The organism is Chelativorans sp. YIM 93263 (assembly GCF_028767125.1).
GTDB lineage: Bacteria > Pseudomonadota > Alphaproteobacteria > Rhizobiales > Rhizobiaceae > Chelativorans.
In genome coordinates, this window is sequence record NZ_JAKCWP010000001.1 from 520,881 (window position 1) to 538,882 (window position 18,002).

Annotated in this window: 16 protein-coding genes; 4 read left to right on the forward strand and 12 right to left on the reverse strand. The window is 62.0% G+C overall.

The window, feature by feature from the left end; all coding sequences use genetic code 11:
* Position 1: 1 nt before the first annotated feature.
* Positions 2-610, reverse strand: coding sequence for a phosphonate C-P lyase system protein PhnH (gene phnH, locus LY631_RS02575; protein WP_274423543.1), 609 nt, complete (start codon positions 608-610; stop codon positions 2-4).
* Positions 610-1,065, reverse strand: a complete 456-nt coding sequence (phnG, locus tag LY631_RS02580) for a phosphonate C-P lyase system protein PhnG (RefSeq protein ID WP_274423544.1) — start codon at positions 1,063-1,065, stop codon at positions 610-612. Before phnG ends, phnH begins: the two co-directional genes overlap by 1 nt.
* Before the next feature lie 109 nt (positions 1,066-1,174).
* Between phnG and phnF the strand changes: the two genes are divergently transcribed.
* The 4 genes from phnF to LY631_RS02600 all read left to right on the forward strand — a co-directional run bounded on the left by phnF (position 1,175) and on the right by LY631_RS02600 (position 4,276).
* Positions 1,175-1,915, forward strand: a complete 741-nt coding sequence (gene phnF / locus LY631_RS02585; RefSeq protein WP_274423545.1) for a phosphonate metabolism transcriptional regulator PhnF — start codon at positions 1,175-1,177, stop codon at positions 1,913-1,915.
* 125 nt (positions 1,916-2,040) lie between these two features.
* Positions 2,041-3,252 (forward strand): ABC transporter substrate-binding protein, encoded by a 1,212-nt coding sequence (locus tag LY631_RS02590; RefSeq protein ID WP_274423882.1) that lies wholly within the window; start codon positions 2,041-2,043, stop codon positions 3,250-3,252.
* 86 nt (positions 3,253-3,338) lie between these two features.
* On the forward strand, positions 3,339-3,737 hold the full coding sequence (cueR, locus tag LY631_RS02595) for a Cu(I)-responsive transcriptional regulator (RefSeq protein WP_274423546.1): 399 nt from the start codon (positions 3,339-3,341) through the stop codon (positions 3,735-3,737).
* Positions 3,738-3,775: 38 nt separating this feature from the next.
* On the forward strand, positions 3,776-4,276 hold the full coding sequence (locus LY631_RS02600) for an MmcB family DNA repair protein (protein WP_274423547.1): 501 nt from the start codon (positions 3,776-3,778) through the stop codon (positions 4,274-4,276).
* Positions 4,277-4,290: 14 nt separating this feature from the next.
* On the opposite strand, the gene LY631_RS02605 is transcribed toward LY631_RS02600, so the two are convergent.
* The 10 genes from LY631_RS02605 to LY631_RS02650 all read right to left on the reverse strand — a co-directional run bounded on the left by LY631_RS02605 (position 4,291) and on the right by LY631_RS02650 (position 17,945).
* Positions 4,291-4,857, reverse strand: a complete 567-nt coding sequence (locus LY631_RS02605) for an ActR/PrrA/RegA family redox response regulator transcription factor (protein ID WP_274423548.1) — start codon at positions 4,855-4,857, stop codon at positions 4,291-4,293.
* 58 nt (positions 4,858-4,915) lie between these two features.
* Positions 4,916-6,223 (reverse strand): ActS/PrrB/RegB family redox-sensitive histidine kinase, encoded by a 1,308-nt coding sequence (locus LY631_RS02610; RefSeq protein WP_274423549.1) that lies wholly within the window; start codon positions 6,221-6,223, stop codon positions 4,916-4,918.
* Positions 6,224-6,261: 38 nt separating this feature from the next.
* Complete coding sequence (hrpB, locus tag LY631_RS02615) at positions 6,262-8,721, reverse strand: ATP-dependent helicase HrpB (RefSeq protein WP_274423550.1); 2,460 nt, start codon at positions 8,719-8,721, stop codon at positions 6,262-6,264.
* Positions 8,718-9,359 (reverse strand): ATP-binding cassette domain-containing protein, encoded by a 642-nt coding sequence (locus LY631_RS02620; protein ID WP_274423551.1) that lies wholly within the window; start codon positions 9,357-9,359, stop codon positions 8,718-8,720. Before LY631_RS02620 ends, hrpB begins: the two co-directional genes overlap by 4 nt.
* A gap of 9 nt (positions 9,360-9,368) precedes the next feature.
* Positions 9,369-11,048: an ABC transporter permease gene (locus LY631_RS02625; RefSeq protein WP_274423552.1), complete on the reverse strand. Its 1,680-nt coding sequence runs from the start codon at positions 11,046-11,048 to the stop codon at positions 9,369-9,371.
* A gap of 103 nt (positions 11,049-11,151) precedes the next feature.
* On the reverse strand, positions 11,152-11,730 hold the full coding sequence (locus LY631_RS02630; RefSeq protein WP_274423553.1) for a NifU family protein: 579 nt from the start codon (positions 11,728-11,730) through the stop codon (positions 11,152-11,154).
* 93 nt (positions 11,731-11,823) lie between these two features.
* Entirely contained in the window at positions 11,824-12,315 is a 492-nt protein-coding gene (locus LY631_RS02635; protein WP_274423554.1) for a universal stress protein, read from the reverse strand.
* 97 nt (positions 12,316-12,412) lie between these two features.
* On the reverse strand, positions 12,413-13,480 hold the full coding sequence (gene trpS / locus LY631_RS02640) for a tryptophan--tRNA ligase (protein WP_274423555.1): 1,068 nt from the start codon (positions 13,478-13,480) through the stop codon (positions 12,413-12,415).
* Positions 13,481-13,549: 69 nt separating this feature from the next.
* Positions 13,550-15,112: a murein biosynthesis integral membrane protein MurJ gene (gene murJ, locus LY631_RS02645; protein WP_274423556.1), complete on the reverse strand. Its 1,563-nt coding sequence runs from the start codon at positions 15,110-15,112 to the stop codon at positions 13,550-13,552.
* Between the two features lie 34 nt (positions 15,113-15,146).
* A complete protein-coding gene (locus LY631_RS02650) occupies positions 15,147-17,945 on the reverse strand; it encodes a [protein-PII] uridylyltransferase (protein WP_274423557.1) in 2,799 nt (932 codons plus the stop codon).
* Positions 17,946-18,002 lie beyond the last annotated feature (57 nt).

An 18,002-nucleotide genomic window follows, 5' to 3' on the forward strand; every position in this document is an offset into this window, starting at 1 on the left:
CTCAGCCCTCCTTTCTGATGGTCGTGGTGCGTGGCAGGGCTGTCAGCCCCTCACAGCTCACAAGGATCAGATCGATGCCGCGGGGGAAGCGCGCGCGGTTCTGCGCCCATTGCTCCACGAAATGACGCGGCAGGGGACGAGGCGAGAGCGTCGCCGTCGTCGCGATGCCCGGGCCTGAAAGCCGCAACACCTCTCCGCGTGTCATGGTCTCCACCTGCAGGATGAGCGTTGCCGAACGGTCCGGGTGTTCCTGGCTGCCCTGGGCAAAGTTTTCGAGCGCGGGGAGATTGCCCGGTTCGGCGACGAAGGCAAAATGCGCCTCGGAGGGCTCGCGAACGAGCGGCGCGCCGGTCTGAAAACCGAGCCAGCCGGCAACCGCCTTCTCCTCGCGAAGGGCAGTGTCGATCCAGATCGGCGTGTCGGCATCGCAAAGGGCAAGCGCAACGGCCCCCGCTTCCGGAGAAAGAGGCGCCGGCGGGCTGGGAAGGGAAAAGCCACGTGGGCATGTGCCGGGGCGAGCCATGGCATCCATGAGGGCACGGAAGATCGACTGTGCATTCAGAACCGGGTCGGCCAGTCCGCCCTCGACCGAGACTGTTTCGAGGTGCATCAGTCCTCTCCTCTTGTCATGGTGAAGAAGTCCACGCGCGTCGCCGCCGTCTCCGCCCGGCGTTGCTCGTCTGTTTCGTGACTGGACTGGCGCAGGGGAAGGAGAATCTTCGCGTTGACATCGGGCGCGAACTCCGTCCGCTGGCGAAGCGCATCGAGCGTGGCGGAGATGCGCGCCTTTTCCCGCTCGCGTCCGAGCGAGTAGGCATGCCCTACCTCGCCGGTCGGCAATTTTACGCTCGCTCGCGTCACTGTCGCCTCGCCGAAATTGAAGGGTGCGCCGCCTCCCCCGATCCGTCCGCGCAGGGCAACGAGGCCGGTTTCCGGCCCGCGCAGAGCCGTGCCTTCGTCCGGCAAGCCGCTCTCGCGCCACAAGCGCTCCAGTACGTCCCCTGGTGCGGAGGCCAGGACGACCATCGCATCGCGGCGGGACAGGGGTTCCGTTTCATCCTTCATAGCGGTCACCTGCTCGTCTTCAGATTTGTATATTGCTATAGACAACTATACAAATTATAGTCCTTCCGTATCGGTTGTCCATGACAGAGGAATGACAGGGCGGGGGACCATGGAACAAAGACGCGTGGAAAGGCGCAGCGGCGTGGCGCTCTGGCGGCAGATCGCTGACCGGATTCGCCAGGATATCTCGGCAGGGCTGGGTGACGAGAACGGGCGTATGCCCACGGAAATGGCGCTGGCCGAGCGCTTCGGTGTCAATCGTCACACGGTGCGCACGGCCATCCAGGCACTGGTGCAGGAAGGTGTCCTGCGCGCGGAACAGGGGCGCGGCACATTCATACAGCGTCAGCGAAGGTTTGCCTATCCAATCGGCCCGCGGACCCGCCTATCTGAAGGTCTCGCAGGCCAGGCGCATGAACGGCGGAGCCATATGCTCGGCCATGCTTATGAGCAGGCCACGCCCGAGGTGGCTAAGGCGCTGGAAATAGACGTTGGCGCTCCCGTTCTCAGGCTGGAAACATTATCGGAGGCCGATGCCCGCCCCATCTCCCGCGCGCGCAGCTATTTCGATGCCGAACGTTTCCGAGGTTTCGAACGACATTTCATCGAGACCGGGTCCATTACCGCTGCCTATCGCGCTTTTGGGGTGGAGGATTATCTGCGCCGCTCGACCGCGATCTCGGCGCGCCATGCCGGCTCGGACGATCTGGAGCATCTGCAGCTTTCCCCAGGTGCGATCGTTCTGGTGGCGCTTGGTCTAAATATCGATGGTGACGGACGGCCCATTCAGTATTCCGAGACGCGGTTCTCGGCAGATCGTGTCGAGTTGCAGGTGAGCATGCCCGATTGAAACCATGGTCGGCGTTCCGAGTTTCACAAGGAAGTGAGAGGAGTGCGATCCCGTCGGCATTGATCTTGGCACGCCGACCATGCTCAATCCCATCACACAGGATCGGGAGCAAATCCTTGCTGAAAATGACCCTCGCAGCAACGTTTCTTGCCGTCAGCGCCTTCGCTGCGCAGGCCGACGGCATCGACCCCGGTGACTGGCCGGCCGTCATCGACGAAGCGCGCGGCCAGACCGTCTATTTCAATGCCTGGGGCGGGTCGGAGAACGTGAGCGCCTATATCGAATGGGCGGCCGAAGAATTGGAGCGGCGGTTCGACGTCGAGCTCAAGCATGTAAAGCTCGATGACACGGCCAACGCCGTGGCGACAGTCGTGGCTGAAAAAGCTGCGGGACGTGACGAAGGCGGCGCGGTGGACCTCGTCTGGATCAACGGCGAGAATTTCGCCGCCATGAAGCGGCGCGATCTCCTCTTTTCCCCGGGCTGGGCTGAGGACCTGCCCAACTGGCGCTATGTCGACCACGAGAACAAGCCGAGCATCCTGACGGACTTCACGATTCCGGTCGAAGGGCTGGCAAGCCCCTGGGGCATGGCCCAACTGGTTTTCTTTTACGACACGGCGCGTATTGACCCGAGTACCTTGCCCCAAGATGCCGAGGGACTGCTGGCTTGGGCAGAGGCTAATCCGGGGCGCTTTTCCTATCCGCAACCGCCGGATTTCATCGGCTCGTCTTTCCTGAAGCAAGTGCTCCTGGAAAAGGTGGAAGACCCCTCCGTTCTTCAAAAGCCGGTGAAGGATGCACAGTTCGATGAGGTGGTCGAGCCGCTCTTCGATTATCTCGATGCGCTCCACCAGGTAGCCTGGCGCTCGGCCCGTGTTTTTCCGCAGAACTATCCGGACATGAAGCAGCTGTTGGCCGATGGCGAGTTGGATATCATTTTCGCCTTCAACCCCGCCGAAGCTTCCAATGCTATCGCCAACAGCGAGCTGCCCGATACCGTGCGTTCTTTCACCTTTCCCGACGGCACGCTCGCCAACACGCACTTCGTCGCCATCCCGTATAACGCCTCGGCCAAGGCCGGTGCGCTGGTCGCCGCGAATTTTTTCCTTTCACCGGAAGCTCAGGCGAGAAAGCAGGATCCCGACCTGTGGGGTGATCCGACCGTTCTTTCCATGGACAAGCTGGACGAAGACATGCGAGCACGTTTCGACGCCATCGATCTCGGTGTGGCGACGCTTCCACCCGAGGAGCTTGGCCCGGCGCTCGGCGAACCCCATCCAAGCTGGATGGAGCGTATCGAGGAAGAGTGGAAGAGGCGCTATACGGCCGGGAACTGAGACGACACCGGTTAACGCGCGTGAAAAAGAATGCCGGGCAGCATAGCCGGGGTGCTGCAGATATTCCGCCGGAAGGAGATTGAAGGATGAATGTCGGAGAAGTGGCCCGGCACTCGGGCCTACCGGCCAAAACGATCCGCTATTACGAGGAGATCGGCCTCATTGTGCCGGACCGCGAAGTCAATGGTTACCGGTCGTACTCGCGGGAAGACATGCATCGGCTGGCATTTTTGAAGCGGGCGCGTGGTCTCGGGTTTTCCATTGAGGAGTGCCGTCAGCTTCTGGCGCTCTACCGGGATAAATCGCGCGCTAGCCAACAGGTGCGGCGCATTGCAATCTCGCACGTAGAGGCGATCGAGAAGAAAATCGCTGAGTTGCAGTCCATGCGGACCACTCTCCAGACCTTGATCGATGCGTGTCATGGCGACGACCGTCCGGACTGTCCCATTCTGGAGGACTTCGCAGCGGGCGGTAATTCACAATAGGTCTTTTTTCCTCCCGCATTTGCTGGCATGTTCCATCCATGCCGATCATCTCACCCGTACCCGACAATCCGCTGGTCGATAGACGCCAATCCAACCGCGCGCTGGTCATCCGGCGCGGGGTGCAGCGCCTTTTGACGCAGATGGGCGCTGTGGTTCTGCCGGAGCTGTCGCTTGCCACAGGCCGCCGCGCCGACCTGGTGGCGCTGACGGGCAAGGGGGATTTCTGGATCATCGAGATCAAATCCTCGGTCGAGGATTTTCGCGTTGATCGGAAATGGCCGGATTACCGGCTGCACTCGGATCGCTTCTTCTTCGCCTCGCATCCGGAAGTGCCGTCCGAGATCTTCCCGCAGGAGTGCGGGTTTATCCTGTCGGATGGCTATGGCGCGGAGATCCTGCGCGAGGCGCCGGAACATCGCCTTGCGGCAGCCACGCGCAAGGCGCTTTTGCTGCGGTTCGCGCGAGCGGGCGCGGGGCGGCTGACAGCAGCGGAACTAGCCGGCACATCCATACCGCTGCTGGATGAAACCTATTTGTAAATTACTGCGCCGCCCTATCGCGGCGCGCGTTTGGCAAGAATGCGCTGCAATGTACGCCGGTGCATGTTCAGCCGGCGGGCGGTTTCGGAAACATTCCGATCGCACATTTCGTAAACGCGCTGGATATGCTCCCATCGCACGCGATCTGCCGACATGGGATTTTCCGGCGGCTCAGCCATCTCGTCGGGCTGGCGCATCAGGGCCGTGAAAATTTCGTCTGCATCGGCTGGTTTTGACAGATAATCCACAGCCCCCAGCTTCACTGCGGTGACCGCCGTGGCAATGTTGCCGTATCCGGTGAGAATGATGGTCCGGGAATCCTGTCGCTTCTCGCGAATGGCAGACACGACGTCGAGCCCATTGCCATCGCCCAGCCGCATGTCGACGACTGCAAAAGCCGGCGCGCCAGCCTCCACCTTGGCCATCGCATCCTCGACGGTTTCCGCCGTCTCGACCGCAAAGCCCCGCCCTTCCATGGCGCGGGCGAGGCGGGCCAGAAAAGGCCGGTCGTCGTCTACGATGAGAAGGCTGCGTTCCTTGCCCAAACCGTCGTCCACTCGATCAATCGTCGCGTTTGTCATCACTGGCTCACTTTCCTGCAATAAATAATCGCATAAGCCCCATTTTTCCAGTTTCAGCTCAGTGGAAGGCGTCGTTACGAGCCAGAAACCTGTCGCGTGGCCAGCGAATATCGACCGTCGCGCCTTTTCCCTCGCTGCCGGCGTTGGCAAAGCTGATCACCGCGCCGGAACGCTCCAGAAGCGTCTTTGCGATAAATAGGCCAAGCCCAAGCCCGCCGCCGGAGCTGCCCGATTTGCGGCTGGACATGTAGGGCTCGCCGATGCGGTCGATGATCTCGGCGGGAAAGCCGGGTCCGTCGTCGGTGATGCTGATTCGGACCGTATCCGCATCCCACCACCAATTGACATTGACCGATTTGCGGGCGAAATCGACGGCATTCTCCATCAGATTGCCGAGCCCGTAGATGACGCCCGGATTGCGCCGCCCGACGGGCTCCGGACCGACGGTTTTGCCCGGCTCCAGGCGGATATCGATGCCGAAATCGCGGTGCGGCGCGACCGTTTCCTCGATGAGCGAGGTAAGCGGAAGCCGCGCCATATGCGCTTCGCCCTCGGAGGAAAGGCTTGTCAATTGCTTCAGAATTTCACGGCAGCGCTCGCTCTGGGTGCGAAGAAGCGCGACGTCCTCTTGGAAACGGGGATCTTCGCTGAGCGCTTTCTCCATTTCGCGGGCAACCAGGGAGATCGTTGCCAGCGGCGTGCCGAGCTCATGCGCTGCCGCGGCGGCAAGGCCGTCGAGGGCGGAAATGTGCTGTTCCCGCTGCAGCACAAGCTCGGTGGCGGTCAAAGCGTTGGCAAGGAGCCGCGCCTCCTCCGCCACCCGGTAGGCGTAGATGCCGGTGAAAGAGATGGAGGAGACGACCGCCACCCACATGCCCGCGACATAGAGGAAAGGCATCGAAAGCTCGGTTCCAGGATACCACGGCAGCGGCAGGTGGAAGAAGGCAAGCAGTGTGGCGATACCGACAACGTAAAATCCGAGCAGTCCGGTCCATATCAGGGGGAGCGAGGTTGCCGAGATGACCACTGGCACCACCATCAGAATCGAAAACGGGTTCGTAAGTCCCCCGGTCAGATACAGAAGGCCGGCAAGCTGTGAGGCATCAAAGGTCAGGATGGCGAGTGCCGCCATGGGCGGCAGCAAATGCGAGGCCGGATAGCGAAGGGCCAGATAGAGGTTGAGCCAGGCCGATGCCGCAATGAGCGCGAAGCAGGGAGCGATGGGCAGCGGAAAGCCGAGCCATACGCCGACGAACATGACCGCCGCACTCTGGCCGATAATGGCAAGCCACCTCAACCGAATGAACGTGTTCAATCGCAGGCTTCGGCCGCTGCGGGTGTTTTGTGTGCTCACTTCTTCTAGCATCGCGCCCTTATGGGGTGCCTGGGGCCTGCGACCAAGCGTTATTTTTGTCGCGGCTTGGCGCGGCTGGTCGGGGAGGCTGCCGCCGGGTCTTCCGGCCAGATGTGTTTCGGATAACGCCCGCGCATGTCGGCGCGCACATCCGCCCAGGAACCGCTCCAGAAACCGGGAAGATCACGCGTCTTCTGGATCGGACGATGGGCGGGCGAGAGGAGCTCCAGCGTCAGCGGGAAGTCCCGGCAGATGACCGGGTGCGCCTTCAGGCCGAAAAGCTCCTGGACGCGGATGGCGAGAACCGCCTCCCCGTCCTCATAGCGAATCGGAACCCTATTTCCCGTCGGCGCGGTGAAATGGCTGGGTGCCTTTATATCGAGATCGCGTTGCAGCTCGTAGGGAAGAAGGGCCATCAGCCCGTCAACGAGCACCCGGCCAGGTATGGCGGACAAGGCTGCTTCTCCCTGGAGAAAAGGCAAAAGCCAATCATCCAGACCGGCAAGCAGCGCGTTATCCGAGACATCCGGCCACTCCTCGCCCTGCGTGGCCTGGAGAAAAGCCAGGCGTTCCCGTAATCTCTGCGCTTCCTTGTTCCAGGGGAGAATAGCGAGGCCATGCGCCCGCACTGCCTCGATCACCGCTTTGTCAGCCGCCTCTCCCTGAGGTGTGGGAAGTGCCCGCTCCGCAAGAACGATGGCGCCCAACCGCTCGATCTCGCGCTGGCGTATCGTGCTCTTGCCGCGATCAAAGCCGATTTCAACATGGCATTCGATGCGGTCTCCAAGGTTTCCGCGCAGGCCCTCCTCGCTCAAGATAGCGGCTGAGACGACCCGCGCATCGCGCGCCTGGCCCTGTAGGTCTGCCACGACCAGGTAAGATGCTCCGGCAAGAGGTTCGGCGGGGTCGATCTGGCCTCCGCGCCCGTTGGAGAGAACAAAGCGGCCATGGCCTCCACGCGCCTTAGCCACCCGGTCGGGAAAGGCATGAAGAAGAAGCGTGCCGGCGCTTGCGTGCTGCCTTTCCGCCCGACCACCGGCTGCCTTCGCCAGCCGGTCCGCCAATGCTGCAGCGGCCCGTGCCCTCGGCGAGCGTTCGGTGGCAAACCGGGCGAGCCGTTCGTCGAGGTCCATGACGTTGCCGCCCAGTCCGCGCTCGGAGAGAAGGACGGCAAGGCGTGCCGCCGTCAAGGCCTGGCTTTCCTTGGCGGCGACGGTCACCATATGCGCAAGACGAGGCGGCAGGGCAAGCCGCCGCATGGCCACGCCCTCCGCCGTGAGCCGTCCGGAATCTTCCAGCGCGCCGAGCGCTTTCAAATGCGATCTCGCCTGATCGAGTGCGGCCGTGGGCGGTGGGTCGAGAAATGCGAGTTCCCGGGGGTCGGTAACGCCGAAAGCTGCGCAGTCGAGCGTGAGCGTGGAAAGGTCGGCCTCCAGGATTTCGGGCGGGGTGAAGGCAGGGAGTGCCGCGGTCTGCTCTTTCCGCCACAGACGCAGCGCTAGGCCCGGCGCTGTTCGCCCGGCGCGCCCTGCCCGCTGGTCGGCGGAGGCGCGGGAGACACGAACGGTTTCCAGCCGCGTCAGTCCTGTGCCCGGCTCATATTTAGGAAGACGCGAAAAGCCGCTGTCCACCACTGCCGTCACGCCATCGATGGTTACCGAGGTCTCGGCGACGGCGGTGGCAAGCACGACCTTGCGCCGACCTGCGGCTGCCGGTCGGATGGCGGCGTCTTGCGCGCGGGCATTGAGCCCGCCATGCAGAGGCACGACATCGACGGTATCTGCTACCCTGCCGGCCAGCAGATCTCGCGTCCGGGCAATCTCACGCTGTCCGGGCAAGAAGGCCAGCACGCTTCCCGTCCTATCGGCGAGCACATCCCGGATCCCGCCTGCGACAGCTTCCTCGATCGTCGTCCCTGGTGGCCGCTCGCTATAGCGGATATCGACGGGATAACTGCGGCCTTTGCTTTCAAGGACCGGCGCATCATTCAAAAGGGCAGAGACGCGAGCGCCGTCGAGCGTTGCGGACATGACGAGCAGGCGCAGATCGGGCCGCAGCGCGCCGCGCACGTCAAGCGTCAGCGCAAGGGCGAAGTCGCCGTCGAGAGAACGCTCGTGAAACTCGTCGAAAATGACAGCGGAAATCCCTTCGAGTCCCGGGTCGTCGATGATCATGCGCGCCAGTACGCCCTCGGTGACCACCAGAATGCGCGTGCGCGCGGAGACCTTGCGCTCCATGCGCATGGCATAGCCAACTGTCTCTCCGGCCTCCTCTCCCAGAAGCGCGGCCATGCGCCGGGCGGCGGCGCGCGCGGCAAGCCGCCGCGGCTCAAGGAGAACGATACGCCCGTTCAGGCTCCAATGCGCATCCAGCAGATGTAGTGGAACAAGGGTGGTCTTGCCGGCTCCGGGTGGAGCGACCAGAACGGCCCTGCCTTGCGCGTCCAACGCCTGCATCAGTTGCTCCAGCACGGCTGTAACCGGCAGCTCGGGCAGTCTCCTGGCGCTCATTCGCCGATCCGTACGATCTCACCGCCGGCTGCTTGCGCGTCGGCTTCGTCATGCGTGACGAGGAGGACGGGAAGGCCGCTTTCGCGCGCCTTTTCGAAAACGAGCCGACGCATCTGCTGGCGCAGGCCTGTATCAAGCTTGGAGAAGGGCTCGTCGAGAAGAAGCATGCGCGGGGCGGAAACGAGAACGCGGGCAAGTGCAACACGCGCTTTTTGCCCGCCCGAGAGCGTCTCCGGATCGCGCTCACCCATACCGGTAAGCCCCACGCCTTCAAGTGCTTCTTCCGCGTGTCGCCTCCGTTCACGCCGGCCCTTTATAGTCTCGGGCAGCGCGAACATGATATTGCCCGTAACGCTCATATGCGGAAAGAGAAGCGGGTCCTGAAAGAGAAGGCCAGCGTGGCGTTTCTCGGGCGGAAGGGCAGTCACCTCGACCCCGTCGACCAGGGCACGTCCGCGCGCGGTAAAGGCCGAACCGAGAAAGCCGCCGAGAAAGGCCAGAAGGGCGGACTTGCCCGCGCCCGACGGCCCCATGACGGTCAAAACCTCTCCAGGCTGGACATGCTGGGTGGTCGAGACGAGCACCCGCTCGCCAAGCACAATCTTGATCCTGTCGAGAAAGAGACCTTTTTCCTGCAACCGCTCTTCCTAAACCTGCATTCCGCGGAAGCGCCGGAATATCAGCGCCGGCACGAGCGTGGCAATGGCGAAGCCCGTCATCGGCAGAAGCATCTGCCAGAAGGCATAGACGCCGATGATGCGCCGGTTGCCGCCGGAAGCAAGTGCAACGGCCTCCGATGTAATGGTGGTCAGGCGGCCTGCGCCGATCAGCACCGTGGGAAGGTAAAGGCCCACCGAGACCGCAAATCCGATCGCCGCCATGGTGAGGATAGAGCGTGTCATCATAGGCAGCCGGATGCGGGCAAGGCGACGCCAGCGTCCCTTGCCGAAACCGGCGGCCAGAAGATCGTACCGCTGATCGAAGGCCCGCCAGGGATCCTTCAGGGCGAGATAAGCATAGGGCAGGACAAAGACGAGGTGTGCGAGCACAAGTGCGGGCAAGGTCGCCAGACTACCCGCATAGATCAAAAAAAGCTGGAGACCGAAAACAAACGCCACCTGCGGGATCAGCAGCGGCAGATAAAGCAGAGTGAGCGCGCCTCGGCCGGGCTTCCGTCCCGTTCGGTCCTCGTTCATGAGACAGAGAACGACCAGAATCGAGGCGATCAGGGTTGAAAGCAGACCGGCCACCAGGGTGGTCTGCAAAGGGGCGGCGATGCGCGGAAGCGCGGTCATCCAGCCTTTCAATGTGAAAGAGGAAGGGAGCACATCGGGAAACTGCCACAGACCGGCAACCGACCAGATCGCAAGTGTTGCAAGCCCGGCGAAGACAATCCCGGATGCCAGCACCATTGCCAGAAGCGAGGCCGCGCGCATGGACGCGTCCCGCCGTAACCGCCAGCCCCGCGTGGCAACCTGAGCGCGCGCCCAGGCGCAGGTTCGCTCCAGACTGAGCCAGGTGATGAGTGCCAGGCCGGTAACCGCGAACTGGAGCAGTGCCCCCGCAGAGGCGAGATGGCGCATGGAAAGATCCGGATCGCTCATCCATTCAACGAGCCGAAGGGCGAGCGGCGCTGGCCGGGTGGGGCCCAGGATTGCCGCCACGTCAACGACCGAGGAGGCAAAGGCAATGACGGCAAAGACCGGCAGCCTGATCTGACGATAGATAACCGGCCAAACTCCGAACAGGAATCCGGCTACTCGGCCGTATCCAAGCGAAGCAGAGAGCCGCTGCACCTGTGTCAGCGGCACCTGCGGCAGGGCAGCGAGCGTCATCAGCAGAAGGAAAGGGATTTCCTTTACGATCAACCCCGCCATCATGGATAGTGCGTAAGGATCTCGGACGATGAGCAGATCGGGCGGGCGCTCCCATCCCGTCAGCTCCGGCGAGATGAGCCTGAAGAGCAAGCCCGAAGGCAAGAAAAGGAACGCGACGGCGAAGGCGGCCGCCGCGTGAGGCAATGCCAGAAGCGGGGAGACAAGATGCTGTACATGGCTGAAAAGCCGGGTTCCGCTCCACCCCGCAACGAAAAGCATCACGATGGTGAGCGAAACCAGCGATGTAAGCAGGCCCGCTGTCAGACTAAGCGCCGCTGATGTGAAAATGGCGGGGCGGGAAAACAGGGCTTCTATATGCGCGAGTGTCAGGTCCGTTCCGCCCAGCACCGGCAGTAGACCAAAGGCAGGGAGGATGGTTCCGGCCAGACCGAACGCCACGGGGCCCGCAAGCAATGCGATCGTGAGAACTGGCCCCAGACGTGTCAGCACGCTGTGAAAATCCTATCCGGCTCGATCTCCTGACCGGATGAGACTATCCGGCCGGGTGAACACCCGGCAAGCAGCTTCGGATCACAGGATAGAGAGCGGGGCGTTAGCCCATATACTCGACCTGCTCGACTTGCTGGACTTCCGGCACGAAGTGATGGAGCAGGTTCTGAATACCGTGCTTCAGCGTCGCGGTCGAGGACGGGCAACCTGCGCAGGCGCCTTTCATATTCAAAAAGACCGTACCGTTTTCATAGCCACGGAAAGTGATATCGCCGCCATCCTGCGCAACCGCCGGGCGAACGCGGGTTTCCAAAAGCTCCTTGATCGTGGTGACGATCTCCTCGTCGGCCTCGTCATAGAACTCTTCGCCGGCGGAGTTCGCCGGCTGTCCGTCATTGGCCGCCATGACCGGCTGACCAGACATAAAATGTTCCATAACGGTGCCGAGAATGGCGGGCTTGAGGTGCTGCCAGTCGGCACCTTCCTTGCTGACGGTTATGAAGTCATAACCGAAGAACACGCCGGTAACGCCCGGCACCTCGAAGAGACGCCCGGCAAGCGGCGAAGCGGCGCGGGCGGACTCTGCATCGCGAAAATCCGCCGTACCCTTTTCAAGAACCACCCGCCCCGGCAAGAACTTCAGGGTCGCGGGGTTAGGGGTCGCTTCCGTCTGGATGAACATCGGCGGGATCTCCGTTGTGCCGTTCTTTGGAATAATTCTAAAATAGGCCGAAAGCCGGCGTCGTGCAAGCGGCATATAGGAAGGGCCGAACCCTCATGCCAGGCTTTCGATTTCCTCGTCAGTTAGGCTATGCGGCACCACCGTGACGGGAATCGGGAAGGCCGCCCCCTTTCCAGCAATAGAGGAAACCAGAGGGCCGGGGCCCTCTTTGGCGTTACTCGCGCCGAGAACCAGAATGGCGATGTCCTGATCCTCCTCGATCAACGCATGAATTTCATCGACCGTGTTGCCCTCCCTTACGACCAGCTCCGGCTCGATTCCGATCGTTTCGCGAATCTTGGTGGCATAGCCGTCGAGGGCTGAATTGGCAGCCTCTATGGCCTCCTCACGCATGATCTGCTCGACACCCAGCCAGTGCTGAAAATCAGCGGGCTCGACAACGAACAGGAGGACGGCGGACCCGTTTGTGGAATGGGCTCTCCGCGCTGCATAGGCAACGGCGCGCTCGCATTCCGGCGTTTCATCGATGACGGCCAGAAACTTGCGTTTGTGGCCGGCTTCACGGCTGAGGCGTTTCGAGACCATTCATGTCCCTTCTTGAACGAGCAGCGCGACATCCATCCGTCCGTGGCACACTCTGCCATCGGAGCGGGCAAGCGGCAAGGCGCTCTCTTTGTGATTGTCAGTTGTCGAGCAGTCCGATGATTTCGCGCACCATCTTCATGGTCTCTTCCGCCTTGGCGCCCGCGCGCTCTCCACCTTCCCGCAAGACTCCGTCGACATAGCCCGGATCCGCGGAAATACGGCGCATTTCAGCGTTGATCGGCGCCATCTTCTCGACAGCCAGCTCGGCCAATGCGGGCTTGAATTCGGAAAACTGGCGACCGCCATAATCCCGGATGACCTCCTGAACCGTGGTTCCGGCAAGAGCGGCGTAAATTCCGACGAGATTGTGCGCTTCCGGCCGTTCCTCCAAACCCCCGACATCGCCCGGCAGGGGCTCGGGGTCGGTTTTGGCCTTTTTGATCTTGCGCGCGATGGTGTCGGCATCGTCCATCAGGTTGATGCGCGAGAGATCCGACGGGTCGGACTTCGACATCTTTTTCGTCCCGTCGCGCAGGCTCATGACGCGCGTGGCCGGCCCTTCGATAAGCGGCTCGGTGAGCGGGAAGAAGCCGTTCACGCGCTCTTCCCCCACCTCCATCTCGACGCCATAGCCGTGCGTCGCTATGTGCTCGGAGAAGTCGTTGTTGAACTTCTGGGCAATGTTGCGCGCAAGCTCCAGATGCTGCTTCTGGTCCTCGCCCACGGGCACATGCGTGGCGCGATAAACCAGAATGTCCGCAGCCATGAGGCTGGGATAGGCGAGAAGGCCGAGCGAGGCGTTCTCCCGGTCCTTGCCGGCCTTGTCCTTGAACTGCGTCATCCGGTTCATCCAGCCGATGCGGGCGACACAATTGAAAATCCAGGCAAGCTCGGCATGCTGCGGCACGCGGCTCTGGTTGAAAATGATGTTCTTCTTCGGGTCCAGGCCGCTGGCAAGATAGGCGGCAGCGATCGCCCGCGTTTGCTCGGCCAGGTCATCATGCACCAGCGTTGCCGTCAGGGAGTGCAGATCGACGACACAATAGATGCATTCATACGTGTCCTGCAGCGCGACGAATCTCTGCAGCGCGCCGAGGTAATTGCCGAGATGAAGATTGCCGGTCGGCTGAACGCCGGAAAAGACGAGTTGCTTGAACTCACTCATGGGCAGTTCCTGAAAAACTATAAGACGCGCGAAAGCGCGAGGGGCTTATGGACGAGGTGGCTGGCGCAATCAAGCCCTGCGGCGCCTGAGCGCTGTTCTGAGCTCGGTGCGATCGACCGCGCCGGTGAAGAGGGCCAGCGACAGATAGGCCAGCCCCGCCGCGGCAATGACGAACAGGATGGCCGGCGCGCGCACGGCCAGGGTCGAGCCCTCCAGCGGAGAAAGAAGCCATCGCTCGAGCCCGAAGGCGACAAGCCCCATTGCGAGGCTTGAAAATACGATCATGACAATGCGCCGCGCGGTCACCGTCGACGGGCGAAAGGCGTTCCTCCGCCACAGTGTACCGGCGAGCAGGGTGACATTCACCCACGAAGATAGAGAGGTGGCTGCGGCGATAGCGATATGGCCGTAGATGGGGAAAAAGATAAGGCTCAGTGCGATGTTGACTATGACCGTGATGAGGGAAAACCACATCGGCGTCCTCATGTCCTCCCGAGCGAAAAAGCCGGGCTGGAAAACTTTGGTTAGCACATAGGCAGGCAAGCCGGAGGCGAAGGCCGCAAGCGCGGCGGCGGTCATCTGCGTGTCGAGAGCGGTGAAAGCGCCGCGCTCATAAAGCAGGCTGACAATGGGTGCGGGAATGACCATCAGGCCGACCGCCGCCGGCACGGTCAGGCCGAGGGAGAATTCGAGCGAGCGGTTCTGCAAATGTTGAACGCCCGCATCGTCGCCCGCCTTCAGCGCTCGTGACAATTCCGGCAGGAGCACGACACCCACCGCGATGCCGATGACGCCCAGCGGCAGTTGATTGATGCGGTCAGCGAAGTTCAGAAGCGCGATGGCCTTGTCCTGCACGGAGGCGATGATCTGCCCCACAAGCAGATTGATTTGCATGATGCCCCCGGTCACCAGTGCCGGCCCCATCAGCACGAGAACGCGCTTCACTGGCGGTGTGAGGCGGGGAAGCCGGAGCCGCATGGAAAACCCCGACTTGCGCACGGCAACGACCAGGATGAAAAGCTGTGCGAAGCCGGAAATGAACACACCCCAGGCGAGCCAGAGCCCGGTGAGGCGCGCCGGCAAGCCAGCCGAGAGGGCGGTTGCAAGAACCGCGACCAGAATGATGTTGAGCAGAACAGGCGCAAGCGCGGCCAGGAAGAATTTGCGCATCGCGTTCATCACGCCGGACAACATCGCCACCAGCGACATGCATAAAAGGTAGGGAAACATGATGCGCGTCATGACGACGGTAAGATCGAACTTTTCCGGCGAATCGGAGAAACCCGGGGCAACCACGGTACCCACCAGGATAGGCATGAACATCATGGCGACGGCCGAAAGCGCGAGCAGAACCGTCAACAGAACGGCCAGCACATCCTCGCCGAAGCGGCGGGCGGCCTCCATGCCTCCGCCTTCCATTTCCTTGGAAAAGAGGGGAATGAAGGCAGTGTTGAATGCGCCCTCGGCGAAAAGCCGCCGAAAGAGGTTCGGAAAGCGAAAAGCCGCATAGAACGCGTCGGTAATAGGCCCGGCGCCAAGTGCGGCCGCCATCAGCGCCTCGCGCGCAAAACCCAGAATGCGGCTCGCCATGGTCGCACTGCCGACACCGGCGAATTTCGCGATCAGGCTCATCGGGCACCCTCCACGGCTCTTCCCGCAGGGGTCCTCATGCGGCCGTCGTCCGCGCGCGGGAGCGGCGGCTGCGGCGCGGCGGTCCCTTGGCGAGCGTTTCAAGAAGCTCGCGGCGAATGGCCTTGAGACGGCTCGGACTCTCTACTTTCTGGCCCGTGAGGTCCGTGACATAGAAAGTATCGATCACCTTCTCACCAAACGTGGTGATGTGCGCGGAGGCGATGTCGAGCGACAGATCCGATATGACGCCGGTAACCTCTGAAAGAAGTCCCGGTCGATCCAGACATTCCACCTCTATGACGGAAAAGCGGTTGGACAGCGTGTTGCGGACATCCGCGTGCGGTTCGATGCGGAAAGCTTTCGTGCCACGGCGTGTCTTGCCACGCTTTTCGATCACGTCCGGCAGGTAGGATTTGCCGGAAAGCACATCTTCGATGAGACGGCCGACGCGCTCGGCCCGCCGGCGTTCATCCTCATCGAATTCAAACTCGCGGCTGATCAGGATCGTATCGAGGGCTCGGCCGTCGGTGGTCGTGAAAATCTGCGCATCGACGATGTTCGCGCCTGCCGCCGAACATGCACCGGCGATGACCGAAAGAAGCCGCGGATGATCCGGCGCCAGCACGGTGATTTCGGTGACGGCCTCGAAGGTAAGCGGCTTGACCGTGGTGGACAGCGCCCGGTCCTGCCTGTCGGCGGCACGGATGAAATCCGTATGGCGGATCTGGTCCTTACGATCCACGGCCAGGAGGTAGTTCTCATAGTGCAGGGCGACGTAGCGCTCTGCCTCTGATTTCTCCCATCCCGCGGCGAGGAGTTCCTCGAGAAGTTCAACTCGCGCGGCTTCCGCGCGCACAGCGCGGGAGCCCTCGGAAAAGCCGCCGGTCAAAAGGAGTTCGGTCTCGTGGTAAAGCGTGCGCAGAAGCTGGCCCTTCCAGCCGTTCCAAGCGCTTGGGCCGACGCCGCGAATGTCGCAGACGGTCACCGCCAGAAGCAGCTTCAGCCGGTCCACTGTCTGCACCACATCGGCAAAATCCTGGATCGTCTTGCGGTCGTTGAGGTCGCGCGTCTGCGCGGTCATGGACATCGTAAGATGCTGCTCGATCAACCAGGCTATCAGCTCCGTCTCCGCGGGATTGAAGCCCATATGCGGACAGAGGCGGCGAGCGATCCGAGCGCCGGCTGTCGAGTGGTCCTCCGGCCGGCCCTTGGCGATGTCGTGGAAGAGCAGCGTCGTGTAGAGCACCGCGCGCCAGGGCTGCAGCCCCTCAATGAGGGAATGGACGAGGGGGTGAATGCTTTCGTCGTCCCCCCGTTCGATCTTTGCCAGGACACCGATGCACCGTAGCAGGTGCTCGTCGACGGTATAATGATGATACATGGAGAACTGCATCATCGCGACAATCTTGTTGAACTCAGGGATGAGCTTGCCCAGAACGCCGGCCTCGTTCATCCGGCGCATGTTGAGCTCCGGATCACGGCTGGAGGTCAGCAGATCCATAAAGAGCTGGTTCGCCTCGTTATCGCGCCGCAGATCGCGGTTTATCAGCTTGAGAGAGCGGGTGAGGAGCTTGAGCGCTTCGGGGTGATATTCCAGTCCGTGCCGGTCGGCGAACCAGAACAGCCGCAGCATGTTCACCGGGTCGCGCTCGAACACCTGGTGGTCGGCCACGTTGATGCGGTGATTGTCGATGATGAAATCGCTGGTCCCGGGCAGCTTGCGCTTGCGCCGCTGAAAGGTGAGGAAGATCCGGTTGAAGCCGGGCACATGCTTGGCCTGCTCCTCTTCGAGTGCGGCGCAGAAAATGCGTGTGAGGTCGCCCACCCCCTTGGCTGTCAGGAAGTAGTGTTTCATGAAGCGTTCGACCGGAGCAAGGCCGGGATGGCTCGTATATCCCAGCCTCTCCGCGATCTCGCGTTGAATGTCGAAATGTAAACGCTCCTCCGCCTTGCCGGTGAGAAAGTGCATGTGGCAGCGCACGGCCCACAGAAAATCCTCGGCCTCGCGGAACTGCAGATATTCGCGCCGCGTGAAGACGCCTTTTTCCACCAGTTCGCCGCTGGTGCGCACGCGGTAGTAGTATTTCCCGATCCAGAAGAGCGTGTGGAGATCGCGCAAGCCGCCTTTGCCATCCTTGACATTCGGCTCCACGAGATAACGGCTTTCGCCCACCTTCGCGTGGCGCTGGTCGCGCTCGGCCAGTTTCGCCTTGATGTATTCAGCACCCGTGTCCTTGACGATCTCCGCATCGAACCGAGTCAACATCTCGTCGTAAAGCGCACGGTCGCCGCAGATGAAGCGTGCTTCCAGCACTGCCGTACGGATGGTGATGTCGGTGCGCGCCTGACGGATGCATTCGTCGATGTTGCGCGTGGCGTGGCCGATCTTCAGCCCCATGTCCCAGAACATGTAGAGCATGTATTCAGCGATCTGCTCGCCCCAGGGCGTCTGCTTGTAGGGAAGCAGAAAAAGCAGATCGATATCCGATCCCGGCGCCAGTGTTCCCCGGCCATAGCCGCCGACGGCGATGACCGTCATGCGCTCCGCCGTCGAGCGGTTGTCGGACGAATAAACATGGTTTGCCGCGTAGTCGTGAAGCGCGCGGACAAGCACGTCCATGAGATGGGACAAGCGCGTGGCGCAAGCCGTCCCGCTGCCGTCCACAAAGAGCATCGCCTCGGCAGCCTTGCGACCCTCGGACAGGTGCTCTTTCAGAAGTTTCATCACGGCGTTTCGTGCATCGCCCGTGTCACCCGCCGCAATAGCATCCAGCTTGGCGCGGAGCGCCTTTGCGTCGATCACCTGATTGAGCTTGAGGGGGACTTTTGCCATTTGCCATCCGTAATGCCACGACCCTGGGCGGCAGCATGCGCTTTCCTTCGTCCGCGT